General features: G+C 65.4%; 15 protein-coding genes. 2 read left to right on the forward strand and 13 right to left on the reverse strand.

Annotated elements, in window-relative coordinates; all coding sequences use genetic code 11:
• Positions 1-28 precede the first annotated feature (28 nt).
• Positions 29-670, forward strand: a complete 642-nt coding sequence (locus tag ACODS2_RS11715) for a TetR/AcrR family transcriptional regulator (RefSeq protein ID WP_488998962.1) — start codon at positions 29-31, stop codon at positions 668-670.
• Here ACODS2_RS11715 and ACODS2_RS11720 read toward each other — a convergent pair.
• The 12 genes from ACODS2_RS11720 to ACODS2_RS11775 form a co-directional block, all read right to left on the reverse strand.
• Positions 667-1,068, reverse strand: coding sequence for a cupin domain-containing protein (locus ACODS2_RS11720; protein WP_488998963.1), 402 nt, complete (start codon positions 1,066-1,068; stop codon positions 667-669). The genes ACODS2_RS11715 and ACODS2_RS11720 overlap by 4 nt on opposite strands.
• A 1-nt stretch (position 1,069) precedes the next feature.
• The gene (locus tag ACODS2_RS11725; RefSeq protein ID WP_488998964.1) at positions 1,070-2,002 is read right to left on the reverse strand and encodes an acetyl-CoA carboxylase carboxyltransferase subunit alpha; all 933 of its coding nucleotides are present in this window, start codon (positions 2,000-2,002) and stop codon (positions 1,070-1,072) included.
• Between the two features lie 10 nt (positions 2,003-2,012).
• On the reverse strand, positions 2,013-5,711 hold the full coding sequence (locus ACODS2_RS11730; protein ID WP_488998965.1) for an SDR family oxidoreductase: 3,699 nt from the start codon (positions 5,709-5,711) through the stop codon (positions 2,013-2,015).
• 119 nt (positions 5,712-5,830) lie between these two features.
• Entirely contained in the window at positions 5,831-11,311 is a 5,481-nt protein-coding gene (locus tag ACODS2_RS11735; RefSeq protein WP_488998966.1) for an AMP-binding protein, read from the reverse strand.
• A gap of 451 nt (positions 11,312-11,762) precedes the next feature.
• Positions 11,763-13,397 (reverse strand): AMP-binding protein, encoded by a 1,635-nt coding sequence (locus ACODS2_RS11740; protein WP_488998967.1) that lies wholly within the window; start codon positions 13,395-13,397, stop codon positions 11,763-11,765.
• Between the two features lie 11 nt (positions 13,398-13,408).
• Positions 13,409-15,622: a TonB-dependent receptor gene (locus ACODS2_RS11745; protein WP_488998968.1), complete on the reverse strand. Its 2,214-nt coding sequence runs from the start codon at positions 15,620-15,622 to the stop codon at positions 13,409-13,411.
• 34 nt (positions 15,623-15,656) lie between these two features.
• The gene (locus ACODS2_RS11750) at positions 15,657-16,085 is read right to left on the reverse strand and encodes a cytochrome C (RefSeq protein ID WP_421838026.1); all 429 of its coding nucleotides are present in this window, start codon (positions 16,083-16,085) and stop codon (positions 15,657-15,659) included.
• A gap of 47 nt (positions 16,086-16,132) precedes the next feature.
• Entirely contained in the window at positions 16,133-16,606 is a 474-nt protein-coding gene (locus ACODS2_RS11755; RefSeq protein ID WP_298170438.1) for a c-type cytochrome, read from the reverse strand.
• Entirely contained in the window at positions 16,603-17,178 is a 576-nt protein-coding gene (locus ACODS2_RS11760) for a methylamine dehydrogenase light chain (protein WP_298170441.1), read from the reverse strand. Before ACODS2_RS11760 ends, ACODS2_RS11755 begins: the two co-directional genes overlap by 4 nt.
• Before the next feature lie 3 nt (positions 17,179-17,181).
• Positions 17,182-17,784: a thioredoxin domain-containing protein gene (locus ACODS2_RS11765; RefSeq protein ID WP_488998969.1), complete on the reverse strand. Its 603-nt coding sequence runs from the start codon at positions 17,782-17,784 to the stop codon at positions 17,182-17,184.
• Positions 17,784-18,272 (reverse strand): MauE/DoxX family redox-associated membrane protein, encoded by a 489-nt coding sequence (locus ACODS2_RS11770; RefSeq protein ID WP_488998970.1) that lies wholly within the window; start codon positions 18,270-18,272, stop codon positions 17,784-17,786. The genes ACODS2_RS11765 and ACODS2_RS11770 overlap by 1 nt, the downstream gene beginning before the upstream one ends.
• Positions 18,272-19,246: an amine dehydrogenase large subunit gene (locus tag ACODS2_RS11775; protein WP_488998971.1), complete on the reverse strand. Its 975-nt coding sequence runs from the start codon at positions 19,244-19,246 to the stop codon at positions 18,272-18,274. The genes ACODS2_RS11770 and ACODS2_RS11775 overlap by 1 nt, the downstream gene beginning before the upstream one ends.
• Positions 19,247-19,607: 361 nt before the next feature.
• On the opposite strand from ACODS2_RS11775, the gene ACODS2_RS11780 reads away from it, so the two are divergent.
• A complete protein-coding gene (locus ACODS2_RS11780; protein ID WP_488998972.1) occupies positions 19,608-20,258 on the forward strand; it encodes a TetR/AcrR family transcriptional regulator in 651 nt (216 codons plus the stop codon).
• Here ACODS2_RS11780 and ACODS2_RS11785 read toward each other — a convergent pair.
• The gene (locus ACODS2_RS11785) at positions 20,255-21,715 is read right to left on the reverse strand and encodes an aldehyde dehydrogenase family protein (protein ID WP_488998973.1); all 1,461 of its coding nucleotides are present in this window, start codon (positions 21,713-21,715) and stop codon (positions 20,255-20,257) included. The genes ACODS2_RS11780 and ACODS2_RS11785 overlap by 4 nt on opposite strands.
• Positions 21,716-21,720: the final 5 nt, after the last annotated feature.

The raw sequence follows: 21,720 nt of genomic DNA on the forward strand, positions 1-21,720 counted from the left end.
TTGACCATATAGTCAAGTATACAGGGGCATGGCATCGCATCCCGCCCCTTCGCCCCCAACGCTGTCCCCCAGGGCTGCACGCACCCGCAGCGCGCTGATCGCCGCCGGCTTTGAACTGCTGGCCGAAAAGCCGATCGATGCAATACCGATCGATGAAGTCGTGGCGCGGGCGGGTGTGGCAAAGGGAAGCTTCTTCAACCACTTCGCGGACAAAGCTGCCTTCGCTTCTGCGATTGGCGACGAGGTACGGCTTGAACTTGAGGGGCGCATCACTGCGGCCAATGACGGCATTGCTGATCCGCTCGTCCGGATTGCCGGCGGCATGCGCACCGGCGCGATCTTCGCGCTGGCCGAGCCCAAGCGCACGATCGTGCTGCTGCGCAGCCACGCGAACTCGACGCTCAGCAGCCACCCGCTCAATCGCGGACTGGCGGGCGACATGGCTGCGGCCATCGCTGGCGGACTGGTGCGCGAAGAGGCCCGGGAGGGCGGCGTGCTCTATTGGCTGGGCCTGTGTCAGGTGCTCATGGCGAACCTGGTGGAGCAGCAGCCCAGCCCTGAAGCCGCGCGCAGGGCGCTCGGCGCGATGCTGGTTCTGGGGCTCACCGGGCTCGGTGCGACGCCGGAGCGCGCAAGGGAGATTGCCGTGGCGGCCTGCCGGGGGCTCTAGGCAGGCTCGGCTTTGGCCACATCGCGCAGCACCACGGTCAGGTGCACCTTGAGCACCTCAGCCGGATCGGCGTTGGCAAGCCCGCGCGCAATGTCGAGCGGGGCATGCCAGTAGTCACCCGCGGCGACCGGATAGGTTTCATCACCCAAGGTCGCGAGGCCGCGGCCCGAGATGACGTAGTAGAATTCCTCGTAGGCGCCGGTCCCGTTGCGATCATCGGCATAGTGGACATGGCTGCCCTCGGCCGCGCCGGGTGGAATTTCCAGAATCAGGAAGCGCGTCGGCGCGCCCTTGCCCTCAAAACGGAAGTGTCGGACGATGACGCTGCCGGGGCCGCCGCGCATGTGCTCCAGGGTTTCGCGGGCCTCACGGTCGCTCTCGATCGGACCTTCCGGCATCCTACATCGAACCGAGCTTCATGAAGAACGACCAGCGATCCTGGCGCAGTTCGTCTGCTGTCATCGAGGTGAGGTCCTGCAGTTCGGCCCGCAGCGCGATGCCGAGGCGCTTGATCGTTTCGGCATGGTTGCGGTGTGCGCCGCCGACCGGTTCGTAGATCACGCGGTGGATCACGCCGAGTTGCATGAGATCGGGCGCGGTCATCTTCATGGCCTCGGCCGCATCAGGCGCGCGATCATTGCCGCGCCACAGGATCGAGGCGCAGCCTTCGGGCGAGATGACCGAATAGACCGAATGTTCGAGCATCAGCACTCGGTTGGCCGAGGCGAGCGCGACTGCGCCGCCCGAGCCGCCTTCACCGACGATCACGGCAACCAGCGGCACGCCGATTTCAAGGCATTTCTCGGTGCTGCGCGCGATGGCCTCGGCCTGCCCGCGCGCTTCCGCATCGACGCCGGGGAAGGCACCGGGGGTATCGACCAGCGTGATGACTGGCAGGCCGAAGCGGTCGGCAATTTCCATCAGGCGGATCGCCTTGCGATAGCCTTCGGGCCGGGCCATGCCGAAATTGTGCCTGAGGCGCGTGGCGGTGTCCTCGCCCTTGGCATGGCCGATGACCATGACTGCGCGCCCACCAAGCCGCGCGAAGCCGCCGATGATGGCCTGATCATTGCCATAAAGCCGGTCGCCGCCCAGCGGCAGGAATTCCTCGAACAGGCCCTGCATATAGTGGATGAAGTGCGGCCGGGAGGGATGGCGCGCCACTTGCGTGCGCTGCCAGGGCGTCAGGCGTGCGTAGAGATCGGCGAGCTGGCGATGCGCCCGCTCGTCGAGCATCAAGGCTTCCGCCTCGCCGCTTCCGCTCTCGCGCAGCGCAGCAGCGCGCTTCGCGAGAGCTTCGATCGGCTTTTCGAACGACAGGTATTCCATCAAACCGTCCCGGTCACACTGTCATCGACATCCCGCGATAGATGCGCGCACGATAGCGTGAATCCTCGGCATCGGGGAGGGGGGTGCCGACAAGCAGCACGGCGCGGGCAAACCGGCGGACCTCTTCGATATGCTCGTCAAGGTCGCGCGGTTCTTCCGAGCGAACGCGGCGGGTGAGGTTGATCTGGTTGACCGGCGCGCCGTGGACCAGACGCTCGTTCTCCACCGCAAGCGTGGCGGTGAACGAGTGCAGCGTCGTCTTGATGAAGTTGGCGAGCGCGAAGGCCGGGCTCTTGTCACCCATCGGCACGTCGGGCGAGACGAGGACAAGCTGGCAATCATCATAGAGCGAGGCCTTGCGGGCGACGCGGAAATGATTGGTCAGATTGTCGCCCACCAGCCCGCGGAATTCCTCCGGCGTGAGCAGCGCATCGGTCGCGAACAGCCGGTTCGGCAGCGGCTGCATGGGGGTCGAGACGATCGTGGTGGGATGGCCCCACTGGCGGAGCGCCTCGTCCATCGCGGCCTCGATGCCGCCTTCAAGTCCGACGTATTCAAGCGGCGGGTTCTCGATATCGTCGAGCTGGTCCTTCAGCGCGGTGAAGGCGCCTTCGGTCCCGGTCATCATCACCACGCGCGCGACATGGCAATCGGCGATGAACTGGCGCGCGGTCTCGGCGAGATAGTCTGTGAGGTGCTCACCGATCATCCACACGGTGCGGCCGCGCATCTGATCTAGCCGTTCCTGCTTGGGGCTTCCGAACAGCTCGCGCTCGGTGGTCGAACGTTCGACGCTGAGGCCGCCCGAGGGCATGAACGTTTCGCCCGAGACGGCGCGGTCGGCGAGGAAGAACACCGTCGCCTGCGCCACGTCGGTCTCGGTCGGCATCTTGCCGAGGAAGAGCTGCGAGAGCACGCCGGTGCCGACCTTCTTGGCCTCGACCGCGATCTTGTCGCCGGGGAGGAAGGGCTCGTCTTCCGGCGGCGTCTTGAGCAGCCAATCGCGGTTTGCCTCTGGCGTATCGGGCCGCTCGCCCCATTCCGGAGAATCGAGGAAGTAGCCGGCCCCGCGCAGGCGCGAAACGAGCTTGGCGGCGATATCCGGCGTCATCAGATACCGGTCCCAGGTGCACACACCGTCACCCTCGCGCGCGCAGGCCAGCGCCAGCTCGCGGATTTCGCGCGGATTGTTGGTGTCGTGCGACATGCGCACGGTATCGTTGCGCGCGAGGCGGCTGAGCAGGGCCTCCACGCGCACCCCGCGCCGGAGCGACTTCACCGCTGCAGCATGGATCGCGTTGAGACGCTTGTTGGCAAGGATCAGCTTGCCGCGCCGCTCGAACAGGCCGGGCTTGCCGCCGGTGCCGGCAAGGCGGTCGCCATCGACGGGGCCGGGGGCAATCGCGTTGAACTGCACTTCGGGCCCGAGATAGCGGGCCATCGATTCCACCATCGCGCGCTGGCCGGACTTGGAGACGGCATAGTCGGCGCGGTTTGGATAGGCCACGGCGAGGTACTTCTCGCCGCCGAAGTATGACGAGACGTTGAGCACGTAGCCCGACCCTTGCGCCTTCATGATCGGCACGACGTGGTGCATCAGCACGAAGTTCGAAGTGAGGTTGGCGTCGAGCGTGTAGTTCCAGGCATCGAGGCTCATGTCGACGACCATCTCTTCCGCGCCCGCAACGCCGGCGTTGTTGATCAGATAGTCGATTCGCCCGAAAGCCTTGATCGTGGCATCCACCGCGGCCTTGAGGCTGTCGAGATTGCTGACGTCCATGCCCGCCATGGTCTGCACGCGGCGCTCGACCCCGGCGAAGCCGATGTCCTCCAGCTCGCTGACGATGCGCGCGCGGGCGACCGCAAGCTCGCTTTCGCGGCGCGCCACCATCATGACCTTGCCGCCCGCGAGCGCGAGGAGCCGCGCGACCTGGCCGCCGATCCCCGCCGAACCGCCGGTGATCAGCGCCACCTTGCCGAGGTGCAGGCCGGTGATGTTCTCGCTGAAGCCCGCCATTGCCTTGCGCGCGCCGGTCGCCTCGCCAATGCTCTTTGGTACGTAGAGCGTGACTTCGGCGATCTTGCTTTCCTTGATCAGCACGCGTGCGGCGTGCCCGGCGGCGAAGCGGGTGTTCTCGCTTTCCGCATTGGAGAAGCGCACGATCTGGTTGCCCCATTCGCCCTGACGGCGGCGGCCGTGGGCGACATCGATCTCGCTCTCATCGCGCCAGATTCGGATCAGCTGCTCGATCGCAGCGCGCAGCACGTTGGCGTAGACGTTGTCCTTGCCGTCGCTGGCGTTCGACATGAAGATGAAGCGCGGCGGCTGCAGCAGCGAGCCGTGGCGCTTCCAGTAGCGGCTGAGAGTGCGGGCAAGCGCCATCGCGCCGACGAGTTCGACATCCATGAAGGTGTCGATCATGTCGTCCTCGGCATCGACGAGGCGGCCGCCGAACTCGCCCGGGCTGAACACAGGCAGGAAGATCGCGCCGGTGATCGGCGTGTTATTCTCGGTGTAAGCGGCAAGCGCGGCCTCGATCGTGGCGGGCTCGGTGCGGTTGAAGCGCACGATGGTGAGCGCCTCGCCAATGCCTTCCGCCTTGGCGCGGGCCTGCGCAATGGCGACGTCGGCCTGCCGCGGCACGCCGAGCAGCACGTTGGTGCCGCAATTGATCTGGATCTTGGCGATCTCGAGCGCCTCCTCCCAGCCTTCACCCGCCGCGATGAGGATCGCAAGGCCCGCGCCATCCATCGAGCGCATGGTCGGGCGCGCGAGGTAGGTCGAGCGCTCTTCCTTGCGCACGGTCATGCCGTGGGTCACTTCGAAATCGTGGCCGTTGTAGGCGGCGGATTCGTCGCTGCCGAGGAACACGCAGGTCGTCGCGATATCGTCCGGCACCGGGAAAGTCTTGGCCTTGGGCGCGCCGCCTGTGCTGCGCTCCAACGACATCATGTCGAAGAACGTGTTCGCGGTGGTGCCCTGCTCGTCGCCGCGCATCGTGTCCATCGCGGCGAAGACGGTGCGGATCCGCTCGCTCTCGATGGGGCCGGGGAAGACGAGATTGACGCGGATGCCGCGCGGCCCGAGCTCGAGCGAAAGCTCGCGCGACCAGGCGTTCATCGCCGCCTTGGGGACGACATAGGCCGCGCGCGCATAGTAGGGCGTGCGCGAGAAGATCGTCGAGACGTTGATGATCGAGCCGCCCTCGGGCATCGCCGCAGCGACGGTGCGGGCAAGGTTCCACGCGACGCCGAAGATGTTGCGCATCGCGGCGGGGACGGTCTCGGTATCGGTCGAGCCGCGCTTCTGGAGGCCGGCAAGCTCTTCCTCGTCAAACGGAAGCTGCTCGATTGGCTGCTTGGGGCCAGCCGAACCTGCATTGTTGACGAGGATGTCGATGCGGCCGAACCGCTTGACGACATCGGCCACGCCATCACGCACGGACTGCGGATTGCCGCCGTCGAGAATGACCGTGGCAAGGCGCGTGGCATCGACGCCACTGGCCGCGCGCATGGCCTCGGCAGCCGCCTCAAGGCGGGCCTGGGTGCGACCAGTCATGACGACGGTGGCGCCCTCGGCGAGGTAGTGGCGCACGATATAGCCGCCGAGATTGCCGGCAGCGCCGGTCACAAGTGCGATCTTGCCTGCCAGCCTGCCAGAGGCGAATTGCGCTGCGAGCGGCGCGGTGGCGATAGTCTTTGCCTTGGCCATGTCACTCTCCTGAAGAATGCGCGCGAAGTGCTGCGCCGGTTTGAGGTGGTACTGGGCCTGGGGAGGGCAGCTGGAAGTGGGAACCGCGCTAGTGCGGCGCGGTCGATCGTTGCGGTCGGTCAGCCATTGGCGGCCTCCGCTTCCTGAACCGCCCAGGCTTCAAGCAGCGCATCGCGGCTGCGCAGGCCCATGGCGGGGAGGGCGTGGTTGACGACGTAAGTCGCACCAGAGTGGCGGTTGTCCCACATCGACTGGTGGGCTTCGGGCAGGCCGTCCCACGCGACAACCTCGGGCTCGGTGACTTCGAGCAGCCCTGCCGCGATCATGTCGTTCATGCGCGCGACTTCGAAGGCATTGCAGAGGTGCGTGCCGAGGATCGACGCGGTGGGCATGAGGATCTTGCGCTGGCGGGTCCAGACCTGCGGCGCATAGAACGTGAAGGGGCTGCCGGTAAGGTCTTCGGCGAAGACGACGCGGCCGGTAAAGGGCTTCACCAGCGAGGTCGAGACGCCGAGCGTGTCCTGTCCAATGCGTTCGAACACCAGATCCGGCGCGCCGCGCGGGTTATCGGGCGAGCGCAGGATCTTGCCGATGGCCGAGCCGAACGGCTTCATCACGCGGTCCTGATAGTCGCGCACAGCCGCCTTGAAGACCTCGATATCGGCCTTGGCATCGGGCAGGCGCGGCATCGTATCGGGCCAGAGGAAGTTGTCGCCCTCGCGCCGACGGATGCTTTCGAGGCTGACGATGCCTTCGATGGCATCTTCAAGGCCGAGCGAGCCGAGGAATTCGCGCTGGCCGTCGGTGGTGGTGGCGACGACGCTGCGGGCGTTGAAGCGGCGCGCGGCTTCGATGATTTCGAGGCCCATGTCATCAAGCAGCGCGTCGGAGCCGGGACCGTAGTAGATCAGCACCGCTTCGCCGCCGCGCAGTGCGGCACGGCGCAGCATCTCTTCCGGGCTCGCCTTGCCGGGCTTGCCCATGAAGCTGAAGTGATAGCCCGAGGACGCGCCGTAGAAGGCCAGCGTGCCGTTTTCCGCCAGAAGCTGGAAGCTGCGCGGGAAGGCCGTCTCGCCGGCATGGCTGACGACGTAGTCCGCCAGCTTGCCGCCGTTGAGCGCCTTGTATTCCTCGACCAATGATGCACCGGCGGATTCCCAGGCGCGCGCGGCCTCGGCGTCTTCCGGCACCGTGGTGTAGAGATCGGCGAAGCGCGGGTCCTTGCGGTTGATCGCGCCGACTGCACCTTGCTGGCCGGTGATGAACGCGGCGCGGTCAGGGCTGGAGACGAGGCCCGTCACCTGCAGGCCCGTACGCACGGACGAGCGCAGGGCATCGAGCCCGGTGCCGGTGGCGGCGCCTTCGACAAAGAGCGTGCGGCCGGGTGCGATCTGCAGCGTGGTGAACAGGCAGCGCGAGATCGTGCCGAGGTTCAGCACATAGCTCCCCGCCTGCTCCAGCGTCAGGTTCGGCGGCACCTTGTGCATCTGCGGCGCCTGAACCGTCAGGAACTGCGCGTGGCTGCCCGTTTCGGTCTCGTAGCCTTGGATCGAGAAGTCCGCGTACATCGGATCGTTGCCGACCGCGGGCGAGAGCAGATCGTTGGTGCCCGAATAGACGGTGACGAGATCGCCGACCTTCACGCGGCCTTCCGAGCGCGTCTCGCTGCCGAGCGCGGCGACGAGCGCAATGCCGCCCGAGCCGGTGATCTGGACGTCTTCCTCGTGGCTATCGAAGGGCGACACGGGAATGCCCGTTAGCGCCCAGATATCGTTGAAGTTGACCTCGCTGGTCAGCATGTAGAGCAGCGCTTCGTTGGGCGCAGGCTCTGGCACCTTGACGATCAGCTCGCGCTCGTGCGTCGAGGGCGGGCCGAAGCGCGGGGCGCCGGTATCGGGATCGCGGGCGATGCCGAAAGCATACTGATAAGGCGGGATTGCGGTGATGCCGGGGTAGAACGGCGCACCCACCGGGAGCAGATCGCCATTGGCTTCCAGCTCAGCCGCGCGCGTCTCATGCTCGGCGTCGATCCACACGCCGTCGCGCCGCACTGGGAGCGGGGGCGCGACCTTGTCCATGAACTGGCGGATGCCGGTCTTGCCGCCTTCGGGATCGATGATGGCTTCGGCGAACAGTGCTGCCTCACGGGCGAGACCAGCGGACATGCCGGAGGCAAGGCCGGTACGCACCGCATCGAGCGCGCGGGCACCCGCTGTGCCGCGTCCTGCCCAATCGAGCTGGCGCAGGATGCGCTGCAGGAAATCGTCCTCAAGCACGGTATCGAGATCGACTGTGGAGGGCTTCTCCCACAGCACGGTCGCTTCCTCGCGCGCGGCGAAGGCTTTGCCCAGCGGGCTTTCCGCGCCGCGCTTCACCCATTCACGCACCATGGCGTGGGCTTCGGCAAGCGCATCGTGGTGGCCTTCGGCCAGCGCATCGACGAGACCAATCTCCTGTGCCTGCGCCGCATCGATGCTGCGCCCGCCGAGGATGAGATCGAGCGCATCGCGTACGCCGGTTGCACCGTGGCGGTCTGCCAAGAGGCGCGGCAGGCGCTGTGTGCCGCCATAGCCCGGCAGCAGGCGCAAGCGGATTTCGGGCTGGCCGAAGCGCGCGGTGGTTTCGGCCACGCGGACGTGGCACGCCAGCGCGAACTCCATTCCGCCACCGAGCGCGACGCCCTGAACCGCCGCAATGCACGGCTTGCCCATCATCTCGATCTTGCGGAAGGCGAGCTGCGCGTTGTTGGGCAGGACCAGCGCTTCGTCGTGGCTGTGGATTTCCTCCAGCATCTGCCGGATATCCGCGCCCGCAACGAACGAGGACGTGCCTTCGCCGGTGAAGACGACCGCGACGACATCGTCCTTGCGGCTGAGGTGCTCCACCACGATCACCAATTCGTCGATCGCGCGTTCGTTGAGTGCGTTGACCGGCGAATTGGTGACGGTGACAGTGGCGACCCGCTTACCGGGGGCTACTGCATTGTACTGGATCAGGAAGTAGCGGTAGCGCTCGAACAGCGATTGCTCCTCCGAAAGCCGCTGCTGGCGCTGCCAGGCGTCAATCGCGGTCTTGAGTTCGGTCAGGCTTTCCGGGTTGCGCAGGGTGGTGACGTCACCCAGTTCGCCGCCCTCGACGAGCGCGCGGACCATGCGGCGCATGTACTTGCCCGAACGCGTTTCGGGGAACTGGCTGACCTCGATGAAGTCCGCCGGCACCGCGACCGCGCCCTTCTCGGTGCGGACGAGGTTGAACAGGCGCTGGCGGTCTTCCTCGGTCAGCTTGCGGCCCGCGACGGGAACTACGAAGGCGAGCGGGGTCAGCCCCTTCTCGCGGTGCGGCGCGCCGACGACGAGGACGTTGCCGACCGGCGAATTGGGATCGAGCGCCTTGTCGCGCAGCACAGCGCCTTCGATTTCCTCGGTGCCCATGCGGTGGCCCGAGACGTTGATGACGTCATCCGAGCGGCCGTGGAACGAGAATGAGCCATCGGGATGGGCAATGGCGAAATCGCCCTGCGTATAGGCCCATGCGCCCTGCCAGCGGCTCCAGTAGCCGGACTCCCAGCGTCCGGCGTCGCCCTTCCATTCGCCTTGAACGGTGCCGTCCTTGACGTTGAAGTTCAGGGCATCGCCCCAGATCGTGCGGGCCAGATAGGGGTAGGGGGCGGCGATGACGATCTCGCCCTTTTCGCCCGGTTCGGCGCGACGCCAGGCGACACCTTCGCTACCGGAGCGGGTAAACGGGCTCTTGCCGGGCGTTGCGGCTTCGTCTTCCACCCAGACTTCGCCGACGATCCACGGCAGCGGGAAGGCGTGCGCATCGGCCTTGAGCGGGAAATCGGCGTTGCCGTAGAAATGCGTCCAGGCAATGCCGCCGTGCTCGGTCGCCCAGTAGCTGTTGATGTATTGCCGGGTCACATGCTCCATGCCGAAGGCCTGCACGGAGGGACTGGTGGGCTCGGCGCAGAAGGTCGCGACACGAAGCGCGCTCATGTCATAGCGCTGCACATCCGCGAGGTTCGACGGATCGGACATGATCGATTTGAGGAAGGTGACGCCCGCCTTGAAGATCGTGATCTTGTGGCGCTCGATCATCGAGGCGAAGCGGCCCGCATGGGGGAACACCGGTGAGCCTTCGGAGACGACCGTGGTGACGCGGCTGAGCAGCGAGGCGGAAATCTGGTAGCTCTGCCCGGTGATCCAGCCCGGATCGGCGACCACGAACATCGTGTCACCCGGACGCGCATCGAAGGCGACCCGCATCGATTCCGCGATGCCGGCGGTGTAGCCGCCGTGAACGTGGACGATGCCCTTGGGTTTACCGGTCGAGCCCGAGGTGTAGATGAAGAACAGCGGATATTCGGAATCGACCGGAAGCGGCTTCGAGCTGGCCCAGATCGCCCGGACAAACTCTGCGTCAGGCAGCGCCATCAGCGCGTCTTCGCTCGCAAGGTTCGCTTTTTCGAGGATGGTTTCGAGCGCTGCGTCGGTCAGCTCGTGGCTCCACCGATCGCGCTCGGTGCGCCAGACGATATCGGGCTGTGCGGTGTGGCGCACGACAATCACGGTATCGACGCGCGGCGGCAGGGTGACGAGGCTGGAGGCAATCGCAAGGCGCACGCGCGCGGCATCGCTCGCGCCGATGCGACCGGATTCGCCGAGCTTGATCAGCGCACGGCCAACACCGCGCATGACGTCGGAACGTTCGACGGTGACTTCACCGGCAAGCGTGTCGGCAACGGTATCGGTGATGACCGCCGCGTCCGCCGCATCAAGGCCGAGGTCGGTGGCGGCAAGAACGGCAAGCGCGGTGCTCACCGGCACGTAGTTGTCGAGCGCCGGGTCGGTATAGGCCGTCTTGAAGGCGGCAACCTGCGCGTTGCGGTAGCTGCCGTCAGAGGTGACGATGACGCGCGCGCCGGCGTCTGCAATGCGGTCCGACAGGGTCTTGTCGCTGAAGCCGCCGAAAACGGCTGTATAGACGATGCCCAGCCGCTTGGCCGCCTCGGTCCAGAAGATCTGGGGCACGATGCTCGGCATGTTGAGCGCAATGCGATCGCCTGCCTTGAGGCCGAGGCTTTCCAAGGCGACGGCGCACTTGGCGACTTCGAGCAGCAAGCGCTTGCGGCTCACGGTGAAGGTATCGACCGGCGCGCCGCGCCCGCCATCTGCCGCCATGTCCCAGCGGTCGCCCTCGAAGATCAGCGCGGCTTCGGCGCCGTGTCCCGAAAGGACATGACGGTCGATCTCGTTGAACGCGGCATTTGTGCGCGCGCCGGTGAACCAGCGCCAGTGGGGCGGGGTGCTGTCGTCGAACGCCTTGGTCCAGGGAGCGAAGGTTGCCGGGAGTTCGGGGGTGACGGGCGCGCCGGTGGCGGCATCCCATCCTGCCCAGGCGCCTGCATCGTCCTTGGTGAGCCACGCGCCGTCAGGCCCGCAATTGGCAACGAACCAGTGGATGCGCCGCGCGGCGATGTCGCCGTGGAATGCGCCGGGATCGGCGAGTGCAGCAGCGCGCATGGCTTCCCAATCCGCGCGGGTACGCACCGGATTGATTTCGGCCTGCGGGGCCCTCTCGATAACTTGGCCCTCGGTCATGACCGAATCGCCTCTCCCTTTTTGGTGTTGAACCGACAGGGAGCCTCAACATCGCAGTCTTGGCAATATCATCACTCGGGCACACGCGAACGCGCAAGAAACTACGAAAATCTGGACTGAATGCGAAATATCGTTTGTTTCTCGCACCATGCCCGAAACAGGGGAGTTGAGTACGATGGTTCGCGGGCGCGACCATGAAACATCCAAATGGGTTAATTGTTTGAGGTTGCGACAAGCCCTTCGATAAGGGTTATCCACAGGATAAGTGGCGCAATTTTTCCCGAATGTAACTTTCCGTTATCCCTTCGCCGACCCGCCCACTCCGACCGTCACGCACCGAAATCGATGATTGCGGTTAGAAATGGCCCTCAGGAAATGCCCCTTGGGGCATGTGCGGTGAACCGGGCGAATTACGCCGTCTGTTGCAGCATAGACGCACATTTGCGCGGTTTCAGCGGGCGGAAAGTCCGAGCTCAGCTTCCATCATGCGGCGCATCTCGAACTTCTGCGCCTTGCCCGTGACAGTCATCGCGAAGCTTTCGACCACGCGGACATGGCGGGGGACCTTGTAGTGCGCGATGCGGCCGCGGCAGTGGCCAAGGATGTCGTCCGGCCCAAGCGCGGCACCTGCGCGGGCGATCACCCAGGCGCAGACTTCCTCGCCGTACTTCTCGTCGCTCACGCCGAAGACCTGGGCGTCGGCCACATGCGGGTGGGTGAGGAGGAACTCCTCGATCTCACGCGGGTAGATGTTCTCACCGCCGCGAATGATCATGTCCTTGATGCGGCCGGTGATGCGCACATAACCTTGGGCGTCCATCGTGGCGAGATCGCCTGAATGCATCCAGCCATCGGCGTCGATTGCCTCGGCGGTCTTGGCCGGATCGTCCCAGTAGCCGAGCATGACGGCATAGCCGCGCGAGCAGTATTCGCCCTGCTCGCCGATCGGCAGGGTCTGCCCATCCGGCCCGACGATCTTCGCTTCGGCATGGGGATGGACACGCCCGACAGTGCCGACGCGCTCTTCCAGCGGATCGTTGCGAGCGGTCTGCGTGGTCAGCGGACTCGTTTCGGTCATGCCGTAGCCGATGGTAACCTCGCGCATGCAGAGCCGGTCGATCACCTGCCGCATCACCGTTACGGGACAGGGGGAGCCTGCCATGATGCCGGTGCGCAGGGTGGAGACATCGGTCGTATCCAGCGCAGGCTGGCCGAGCACCGCGATGAACATTGTCGGCACGCCATAAAGCGCGGTGCAGCCCTCGGCTTCCACGGCCTGCAGAACGGCCGCCGGATCAAACGCCTCACCGGGATAGACCATCGCCGCGCCGCTGGTCAGCGCCGCCATATTGCCCAGCACCATGCCGAAACAGTGGTAGAGCGGCACCGGAATGCAGATACGGTCCGCCTCCGTCAGCGCGATGGTCTGCGCAGTGAAGTAGCCGTTGCCCAGGATATTGCGGTGGGTGAGCGTGGCGCCCTTGGGAAAACCGGTCGTGCCGCTCGTGAACTGGATATTGATCGCGTCATCAGCACCCAGGCCAGCGCCCGCTGCGGCAAGCTCGTCTGCATCGGCTGTTGTGTCGAGCGTATCCCACGGCAGGAAACCTTCATGCGCGTCTGCGCCGATGGTCACGATATGCCGCAGATGGGGCAGCTTGGCCGGGCCGATCTCACGCAGCATCGCAAGGTAATCGCTGGTCTTGAAGCGCACCGCGGTGACGAGCAGGCTGCAGCCGACCTTGTTGAGCGCGTATTCGATTTCGTTGACCCGGTAGGCCGGGTTGATTGTGACGAGGATCGCCCCGATCCGCGCGGTGGCAAACTGGATCACCGTCCATTCCGCGCAGTTGGGGGCCCAGATGCCGACACGGTCTCCCGCCGTGACCCCGAGCCGTAGCAGCCCCGTCGCGACGCGGTCTACCGCCGCATCGAGCTCGCTCCAGGTCCAGCGCAGACCCTGATGGCGCGATACAAGGGCCAGGCCATCGGCCCAGCGCTCCGCCGCGTGGCGCAGCGCCGTGCCGATGGTGGTATCGAGCAGGGGTACCTCGGTCGGCCCCTTGGCATAGGACAAACCGAGCACGCCCGCTGTCCTCAGAACTTAACACCTGCGGTTACGCCGTACATCCGCGGATTGCCGATGTGGTTGTAATCGAGCCCGAAGCCGGTGAGATCGATGCGCGAAGTGAAGTAGAACTTGTTGCCCAGATTGCGCGCCCAGGCCGAGAGGCTGTAGCGCCCGTCATTGCTGTTCCAATCGATGTGGCCGCCGAAGAGTGCGTAGGATTCCTGGCGAAGGCGCGGGATGTTGATGTTTTCGAAGAACTGGCTCGCCTGATAGGCCACTTCGGGGTGGACCGAGAACGCGCCGAAGCCGCCCTGTACCACGGTCCAGTCGAAGCTGGCGTTGAAGGTCAGCGAAGGCGCATTGGAGAGTCGGTTGCCGGAGACGTTGACGCCGCTGACGATGCCTTCCTTGATCTTCGTCGAAAGCAGGCCAAGCCCGCCGTGGAAGGTGAAGGTATCGCTGGGCCGCACGGTCAGCTCGGCCTCGGCGCCGTAGAGCTCGGACTTGGGAATGTTGAGCAGCTGCTGCGAGGCATCGGCCGGGTTCACGTTGATGAACTGCTGGTTCTTGTAGGTGTAGTAGAACGCAGCCATGTTGAGCGTGATGCGGCGATCCCAGAACTGGGTCTTTGCACCGGCCTCGAACGCGGTGACCTGTTCGGCCTTGGCGACGCCGAGTTCGGTCGGCGTGAAGAAGGCCTGCGCGTTGAAGCTGGGCGCACGGTAGCCGCGACTGACGCTGGCGTAGAGCAGATCGCCGCTTGCCAGCTTGTAATCCAGCCCGATCTTGCCCGAGAGGTTGTTCTGCTTGAAGCGCAAGTTCGAGAGCGGGATGAGGTTCGCGACGAAGCTGTCGTCAACGCCCAGCGCATCGGACGAGAAGCCGGTCTGCTCGCCATCATCATGGGTATAGCGCAGGCCGCCGCGCACGGTCAGTGCATCGGTGAGCTTGTACTTGAGATCGGTGTAGAGCGCGAAGCTCTTCTTGACCTGATCGAACTGGTTGCGGACCTTGCAGGCCACCGGCAGGGCATCAGCGCAGTCCTGCGCGTTGATCACGCCGTCCTCGTTCGCGTCGGTGCCGTTGAACACTTCCAGCGTGGTCTGGTTGTAGACCTTCTCCCGGTTGAAATAGGCGCCGAGGATGAAATCGAAAGGCCCGCCGGTATTGCTGGTCAGGCGCAGGTCCTGCGCAAACTGGCTGGCCCGGTCGAAGTAGGGCACTTCGAGGTTCTGCGCGCGGATGCCGTCGGTGTCTTCCTTGAAGAACAGCGTGCCCTTGTCATAGCTGGTGATGCTGGTCACCGCGAGGGTATCCGATACCTCGTAGTTCACGGTGAGCGCGACTGAAGTCGTGACCGCGCGGCGCTTGTCGCGCACGTTGGAATCGATCTGGAACTTGTCGAGGCCGGGGCGGTTCACGGCTTCGGGCTGGGCGTAAATCCCGTAGTTCTGCGGGTTCTGGAAGCTGTGCGAGGCGCGCAGCGTGATCTTCAGCTTGTCTGTGGGTTCAAGCTTGAGCGTGCCGCGCAGGCCCCACTCATCGGTGCTGGCGAGATCGGGAAAGCCGGGGTTGACGTTCTTGAACCAGCCATCGGCCTTGGCATAGGTGCCTGCAATGCGCAGCGCGGCCTTCTCGCCCAGCGGCACGTTGACCGCGCCGTTGAGATCGACGCGGTTGTAGTTGCCGTAGCCGGCGTTGAAATAGCCGCTGGTTTCGCCGAGCTTGGCATCGCGGCTGATCAGGTTGACCGCGCCGCCGGTGGTGTTCTTGCCGTAAAGCGTGCCCTGCGGCCCGCGCAGCACCTCGACGCGCTCGATATCGTAGAGCGCGATGCCGAGGAACGCGAAGTTGCCCTTGTAGACTTCGTCGTAATAGGTCGCGACCGGGCTCGACTGGTTGAGGCTGAAGTCCGACATCGAGACGCCGCGCAGCGCGAAGATCGGGGTGTTGTCACCCACGGTCGAGGTCAGCTGGAGGTTGGCGACCTTGTTGACGAGGCTGTCTACGCTGGTGATGCGCGACTTGGACAGCGCTTCGCCGCCGATTGCCGAAACCGAAATCGGCACGGACTGCAGGTTTTCCGAACGCTTGGCGGCGGTCACGACGATTTCGCCGGAGTCTTGCGCCTCGGTGCCGGTCGTCGCCTGCGCGGCCTGCTGAGCGTGGGCGGGTTGCACCGCCAGCATCAACGCCATCGGCGCGGCCAGCGCGGCGCTGGAAAGAAATACAGTCCTCATGGGTTTTCCCTCGCTTCTTTTCAAACTTCGCTGATTATTGTGATTGATGCTCATGCGTCTTGGCAAAACCGGCCACCAGACGCGCTCTCATGGCGGCGCGTTCCAGGCGGAGCGGGTTTTGGCGCAGGCGCCCGATTTCCTCGGCCGTGTAGGGCTGGAAATTCTGCGGCACATGCGCCGGATCGAACCGGAACAAGGTCCAGTTGACGAGATTGGCCAGGCGGTCATCGGGCAGATCGACCGTGGCGACACCCGGCACGCGGCCGATGAATTCGCGCCCGCCCGGCACGCTGAGGAAGCGCGCGACGATGCCGCGCATCGGCGGGTTCGAATGGTCATCGCCGCCACCATCCGGGCGATGGCAACCCTGGCACTTGAGTTGATAGTCGGTGCGGGCCTGATAGGCATCGCGCACGCCGGGAATGGCCGCCTCATCCGCTTTCACTGCCGCGCTTGCCGCCAATCCAAGGCCAAGCGGAAGGCCAGTGAGAAGGGCAAGGCGGCCGGGCTTCATTGGCCGCCCGCAGCGGCGTGGAGCTTGCCGACATCTTGCGCTGAAAGCGAAGCGCCGCCCGCCCGGATTGTCGCCACTTCGGCTTCGGCGAAGGGCCTGAAGGCGGGTCCGGTCTTGGCAATCTCGGTACCGACATGGTTGAGCACCGCCGCCACCGAAGCATCATCGAGCGTCGCCTGCGCGGGCATCACCCCGGCATAGGGCTTGCCGCCGACCTTGATCGGGCCGCTGACTCCGCGCGTGACGACGAGCGCGAGATAGCGGCGCCCGGCATCGCTTGATGCCATGACGCGGAAGTCCTCGCCAAGCGGCGGGAAAACGCCGGGCACGCCTGCACCGGTCTTGGTGTGGCAAGCTGCGCACCGGCCATAGATCGCCGCGCCATCTGCAGCCGCGTGGACCGGCAGCGTCAGGCCTGCAAGCGCCGCAGCGCCGCCAGCGACGAGGGCGAGGGCGGCCGCGCGTTTCACTTGGCCGCCGGTAGCGCTACGCCGATGACCGCCGCCACCGAGCAATTGTAGACCGAGCTCTCCGAGCCGAGGCACCAGTTGTAATCGTTGTTCGATTGCGGCCGGACCTGCGGGCGATCACCTTCGTTGCGGTTGCACAGGCACTGCCCGCAAGAGGAGGTGCCGCAGCAATCGTTGTAGCTGATGACATAGGCGCGGCCATCGGCTGGGTTGGTGCAGGTGCCGATCCAGGTGATGGGCGACATTTCGGTGCCCGGCGGGCAGGTGTTGACCGAGCCGCCGCAGCATGAGCAGAGGAACCCGTCGATGGCGCAGTAGCGCCAGTAATCGCAAGAAGACTGATCGCCCGGATCCTGTTCTAGACCGGAGACAACGGCAGGCCGGGCAGCGCCTGCGCCGTGTGCGCCGTGCGGCGCTTCCGGGGCCGGGGTTGCCGCGCGGGCAACGGGCAGGAGCGGGATGGAGGCCGCGCCGGTCATCCCCGCGCCCAGAAAGGCGAGCAGCGAACGGCGCGAAGTGCCACGGGCAATCCCGCGCGCGAGGTTTTCAGTGAGCTTGTCGAAACGCGCCATGGGTCAGGCCTCCTGATGGTTGTGCGCCTGGCGGCGAGAGAGAAATTCCTGGATCGAGGCGACGCCCCGTTCCTTTGCCTCGAACAGGCTTTCCAGATGTTCGCGGCTATTGATGAGGCCGAGTGAGGCGACGCGGCCTTCCTCGTCGAGAAGCACGGCATAGGGCAACTTGGAAACGCCAAACGCGCGGCCCAGCGCTTCGGACAGAACCATCGGCAGTGCCTCCAGCCCGTGTTCGCGCGCCATTGCTAGATAGCCAGACTTGCTGCCGTCGCCCGCCAACACGATATCGAGCCAGCCAGCCTCGGCGCGCGCGGCGCTACGCACCACGGGGAGCAGCGATTTGCACATCGGGCAATCGGGCGAGGCGAAGAACAGAAGCTGACTGCGACCATCGCGCGTCCCGCCAATGGCAACGCCTGCGCCGTTCACGTCTGCCAGCGTCATCGGTGTGGCCTTTTCGCCCACCGCCACTTTCTGGTGCAGCGTAAGCGCGCCGGCCGGGGCGATGCGTTCGTGGAGGATGCCGACCTGACGCGCGAGCGCGGCGATCAGCAGGGCTTGGCCGATGACCGCCGCCCACAGGAGGATCTGGCTTGTCAGCATCAGGCTGCTTTCCATAGCGGCGCCGGGATCGCGAGAAGTTCGCTGGCGCCAAGGTAGAGTGCAAGGAGCCCGGCCGCCGCGAACGGGGCATCGAGCGTTAGCGGCGCGTCCGGAAACAGGGCAACGCCTGCGGCCAGCAGCGCGAGGCCGCCCGCGCGCAGCACTTGCGCCGTGCTGACGGGCTTGGGGCGCGCTGCAAGATCGCACCCGCAATCGAGCGTTTCGCCGCGGCGGCGGGCAAGGGCGAGGGCATATGTGCCCCAGACCAGCGCCGCGATGACCGCGCCGGCAAGGCGCAGCGGCGCTGCCAGCAGGCAGGCGGCTGCCACAAGTTCCAGCGTCCCGGCAAGTACCAGCAGCAGCTGGCCCGGAACCGCGCCGACGCCAACGAGCCGCGCGGTCGCCTCAGCCAGCCGATCACGGGCCAGAACCTTGTGCAAGGCCGAGGCCGCGAGCAGGCCCGCGCAGAAGAGGACCAATGCGGCCATCAGGGCACCTGGATCACGATCGGATTGGCCGCGACGGTGGCCCCAAGCGTGCGCACGAACGCGCCGGTCGCCGCATCATAGATGTCGATCGCGCCGCCGGCCTGTGCGACCACGAGATGCGGTGTCGCCTCACGCGTCACGGCAATGGCGACAGACTGGCCCTTCAGCGCAATCCGCATGGTGCGGGCCTTCTTGGCCGGATCGACCACCCACACTTCGCTGCCGCCGTCCTTGTGGCTGCCTTCTTTGCCGTAGGGGCTCATCAGCACATAGAGCTTGCCCGCGGCATCGGCGTTGATGACCTGCCAGCCGCCGGGACGCCATTCCGGCGATCCGCCATCGGCTGTGCCGACGCTGAAGCTGCCGGGGAGGGGCTTGGCCACCGTCCCGGAGAGGTCGAAGCCCTGGATCATTCCATGAAAGCTGACGAACCACGCTGTCGTGCCGACCATGGCCGGGGTGCCGAACAGCGCCTGGTTGTCGATATCCTGCACCTTGGCCACCGACTTCGACGAAGCGGCGGCGCCATTGGCATCGAGCGCCACGCTGAACAGCGAGCCATCGGCGCAGAGGCTGGTGAAGCCGCGCTCACCGGTGGGATAGATCTGCGAACAGCCGGGCAGATCGATCTCGCCCAGCACCTTGCGCGCGGCCAGATCGACCACGGTGACGGATTGGGCTGGCGTGAAGTTGGCCACGAGTGCCCATTTGCCGCCGTTGGTCAGCTGGAACAGGTGCGGATAAGTAACCGATTGCTGGCGCTTGCCGCCGGGCAGCACGATCTCGCCCTTGGGCTGCAGCGTCGAGGCATCCCAGATGGTGATCGCGTCGGTGCGCTCACCGCGTGTCAGGCGGGTGTAGAACGTCTCGGCGGTGTAGAGTTCGCCGCGATCCTTCGCGATGAGGAAGTTGGCAAACTGCGACGCGCGGACGAGGCCCTTGAGCGGCTGGACCGTATCGGCCGTATCAACCACCGCGATGCGGCCATCGATGATCGCGTTGAAGTGGAAATCGTGGATCGTGACCCAGCTTTGCGGCCATGTGGCAGGCAGCTTTGCGACGCTGGGGAGGGTTTCTTCGGCCAGTGGCTGCGGGAAACGGTTTTCTGCCGCCGTGACGGGTCAGGCCAGAACAGCGGAGAGGCACAGCGCAGATGCGAAAACGGGTGCGATCAATCGCATTCTATTTCCCTTTCAAAACGGGCGGACCCCGCTGTCCCGTCTGCAAAATGGCCCAAGCAGCATAAAATTGTCAACTGTCCTAAATTGGACGATGGACATAAATTCAACCTGGGTTAGGATGTTCACATGGCACTTCGCCATGCCGGAGACTGATATGGACGGTATCCCGAAGCTGGTGACCGACCTCATGATGCCCGATCGCGACGGCGGATATGCCAAGGGGTATGAGACCCGCGAACTCATCCTGCGCACCTCGCTGCATATCCTGATCGAAGAGGGCTACCGCGCCATGTCGATGCGCCGGATCGCGGCGGCTTGCGGCATGCGCCTCGGCAATCTCACCTATCACTACCCGACGCGCGAGGATCTCGTGCGGGAATTGCTCAATGCGGTGATCAGCAGTTACGAGGTCGAGTTCGGCGCGATTGTCCATGCCCCTGGCCTCGCGCCCGAGGAGCGTCTCACGCGGCTGTGCAGTCTCATCATCGAGGATATCGGCAGCAAGAAGACGACGCGCCTGTTTCCCGAGCTTTGGGCGCTCGCGAACCACGATGCCTTCGTCTACGAACGCGTCCACGAACTGTATGACCGCGCCCGCGCGCCACTGGTCGAAATCATCGCGGAAATGCGCCCCGATCTGCCGGAAGTGGCGCGTCTTGACCTTGCGCTGTTCATCTCCGCCTCCATGGAGGGGCTTACCGTTTTCGCCGGGTATCAGATGCCGTTTGCGCAGCGGATGCCGGCGGTGGAGCGTATCGCGGTTCGCTCCTTCATCGATATCGTGCGCAGCTTCGATCCGGCCTAGGCGACGCTGCCCTCAAGGATCTGCAGCGTCTTGAGGTCCGAGTGGAAATCGAGCGCATAATCACCGCCCTCGCGCCCGATCCCCGAAATGCCGATCCCGCCGAACGGCGCGGTAAGATCGCGCACCAGGAAGGTGTTCACCCACACCGTGCCCCCGCGCACGGCCCGGCCAACGCGCTGGGCACGCTCTTCGCTGCCGGTGTAGACGATGCCGGAGAGGCCATAGGCGGTCGAATTGGCGAGCATCACACCTTCGGCTTCGTCCTTGAACGTCTGGAAGGTGAGGACGGGGCCGAAGACTTCGCTCTGGACGACTTCGCTCTGGTTGTCCTTCGGCACGATCAGCGTCGGCTCGATCCAGTTCGCGCCCTCCTTCCAGCGTTTGCCGCCGCGCACGATGGTATCGCCCGCCGCCCGGGCGCGGTCGATGAAACCCAGCACGCGCTCCGCATGGACGGGATGGATCAGCGCGGACATGGTGGTTGCTGGATCGCGGCTGTCGCCCATCACATGCACGTCGGTGTAGGCGTGGAATTTCGCGAGGAATTCGTCCTTCACGCTGTCCTCGACAATGATCCGCGTGCCAGCCATGCAGACCTGCCCGCTGTCATCAAACTGGCCCGCCGCCTTCTTTGCCGCCGCATCGATATCGGCGTCCGCGAACACGAGCAGCGGCGATTTGCCGCCCAGCTCAGCGGTGAAGGGGACGATGTTCTCCGCCGCCGCCTTGCCGATGATCCTTGCTGTCGGCACGGAGCCGGTGAAGCTGATGCGCTTGATGCGCGGATCGGACGTCAGCGCATTGCCAAGCTCTGCGCCAAGGCCCTGCACGATGTTGAACACGCCCGCTGGAAAGCCCGCTTCCGCGATCAGGTCCGCCAGCACCGATGCGGAGAGCGGCGACCAGTCGGCGGGCTTCAGGATGACCGTATTGCCCGCCGCGAGCGCGGGCGCGCACTTCCACGTGGAGAGCATGAACGGCGCATTCCAAGGGGTAATGATCAGCGCAGGGCCTGCCGGCATGCGGATCACGCGGTTGAGCGTACCGCGCGAGGACCACACGCGTTCCTCATGCGCCGTCGCCAGATCGGCATAGTTGCGGAAATTCGCCGCGCCGCGCAGGATCACCCGCAGGCGCAGGCTTTCCAGCAGCATGCCCATGTCGAGGCATTCGATCGTGGCCAGCTTTTCGACATTGGCCTCGATCAGGTCCGCCAGCCGATGCAGATATGCGCCCCGTTCAGCCGCGGTCAGTGCTGCCCAGACTGGAAATGCTGCGCTCGCCGCTTCTGCAGCAAGGGCCGCCGTCTGCGCATCGCCGCGCGCCATATCGGCCAGCTTGCGGTCCCACTCGAACGGACAGCGCGTCTCGAACGTTTCAGCCGAGCTGACCCGCTTGCCGCCGATAAAATGGTCGGGCGAGACGGCAAAGCCGCCGATATCGATGCGTTCGCGCATGGCGC

The sequence above is a fragment of the Novosphingobium sp. FG137 genome (genome assembly GCF_057809735.1).

What these genes read in the sequence shown, in the direction of transcription:
- ACODS2_RS11735 (WP_488998966.1), bottom strand. Translation starts at nt 11,311, where the DNA reads ATGACCGAGGGCCAAGTTATCGAGAGGGCCCCGCAGGCCGAAATCAAT.
- ACODS2_RS11720 (WP_488998963.1), bottom strand. Translation starts at nt 1,068, where the DNA reads ATGCCGGAAGGTCCGATCGAGAGCGACCGTGAGGCCCGCGAAACCCTG.
- ACODS2_RS11780 (WP_488998972.1), top strand. Translation starts at nt 19,608, where the DNA reads ATGGACGGTATCCCGAAGCTGGTGACCGACCTCATGATGCCCGATCGC.
- ACODS2_RS11785 (WP_488998973.1), bottom strand. Translation starts at nt 21,715, where the DNA reads ATGCGCGAACGCATCGATATCGGCGGCTTTGCCGTCTCGCCCGACCAT.
- ACODS2_RS11730 (WP_488998965.1), bottom strand. Translation starts at nt 5,711, where the DNA reads ATGGCCAAGGCAAAGACTATCGCCACCGCGCCGCTCGCAGCGCAATTC.
- ACODS2_RS11760 (WP_298170441.1), bottom strand. Translation starts at nt 17,178, where the DNA reads ATGGCGCGTTTCGACAAGCTCACTGAAAACCTCGCGCGCGGGATTGCC.
- ACODS2_RS11745 (WP_488998968.1), bottom strand. Translation starts at nt 15,622, where the DNA reads ATGAGGACTGTATTTCTTTCCAGCGCCGCGCTGGCCGCGCCGATGGCG.
- ACODS2_RS11770 (WP_488998970.1), bottom strand. Translation starts at nt 18,272, where the DNA reads ATGGCCGCATTGGTCCTCTTCTGCGCGGGCCTGCTCGCGGCCTCGGCC.
- ACODS2_RS11715 (WP_488998962.1), top strand. Translation starts at nt 29, where the DNA reads ATGGCATCGCATCCCGCCCCTTCGCCCCCAACGCTGTCCCCCAGGGCT.
- ACODS2_RS11765 (WP_488998969.1), bottom strand. Translation starts at nt 17,784, where the DNA reads ATGCTGACAAGCCAGATCCTCCTGTGGGCGGCGGTCATCGGCCAAGCC.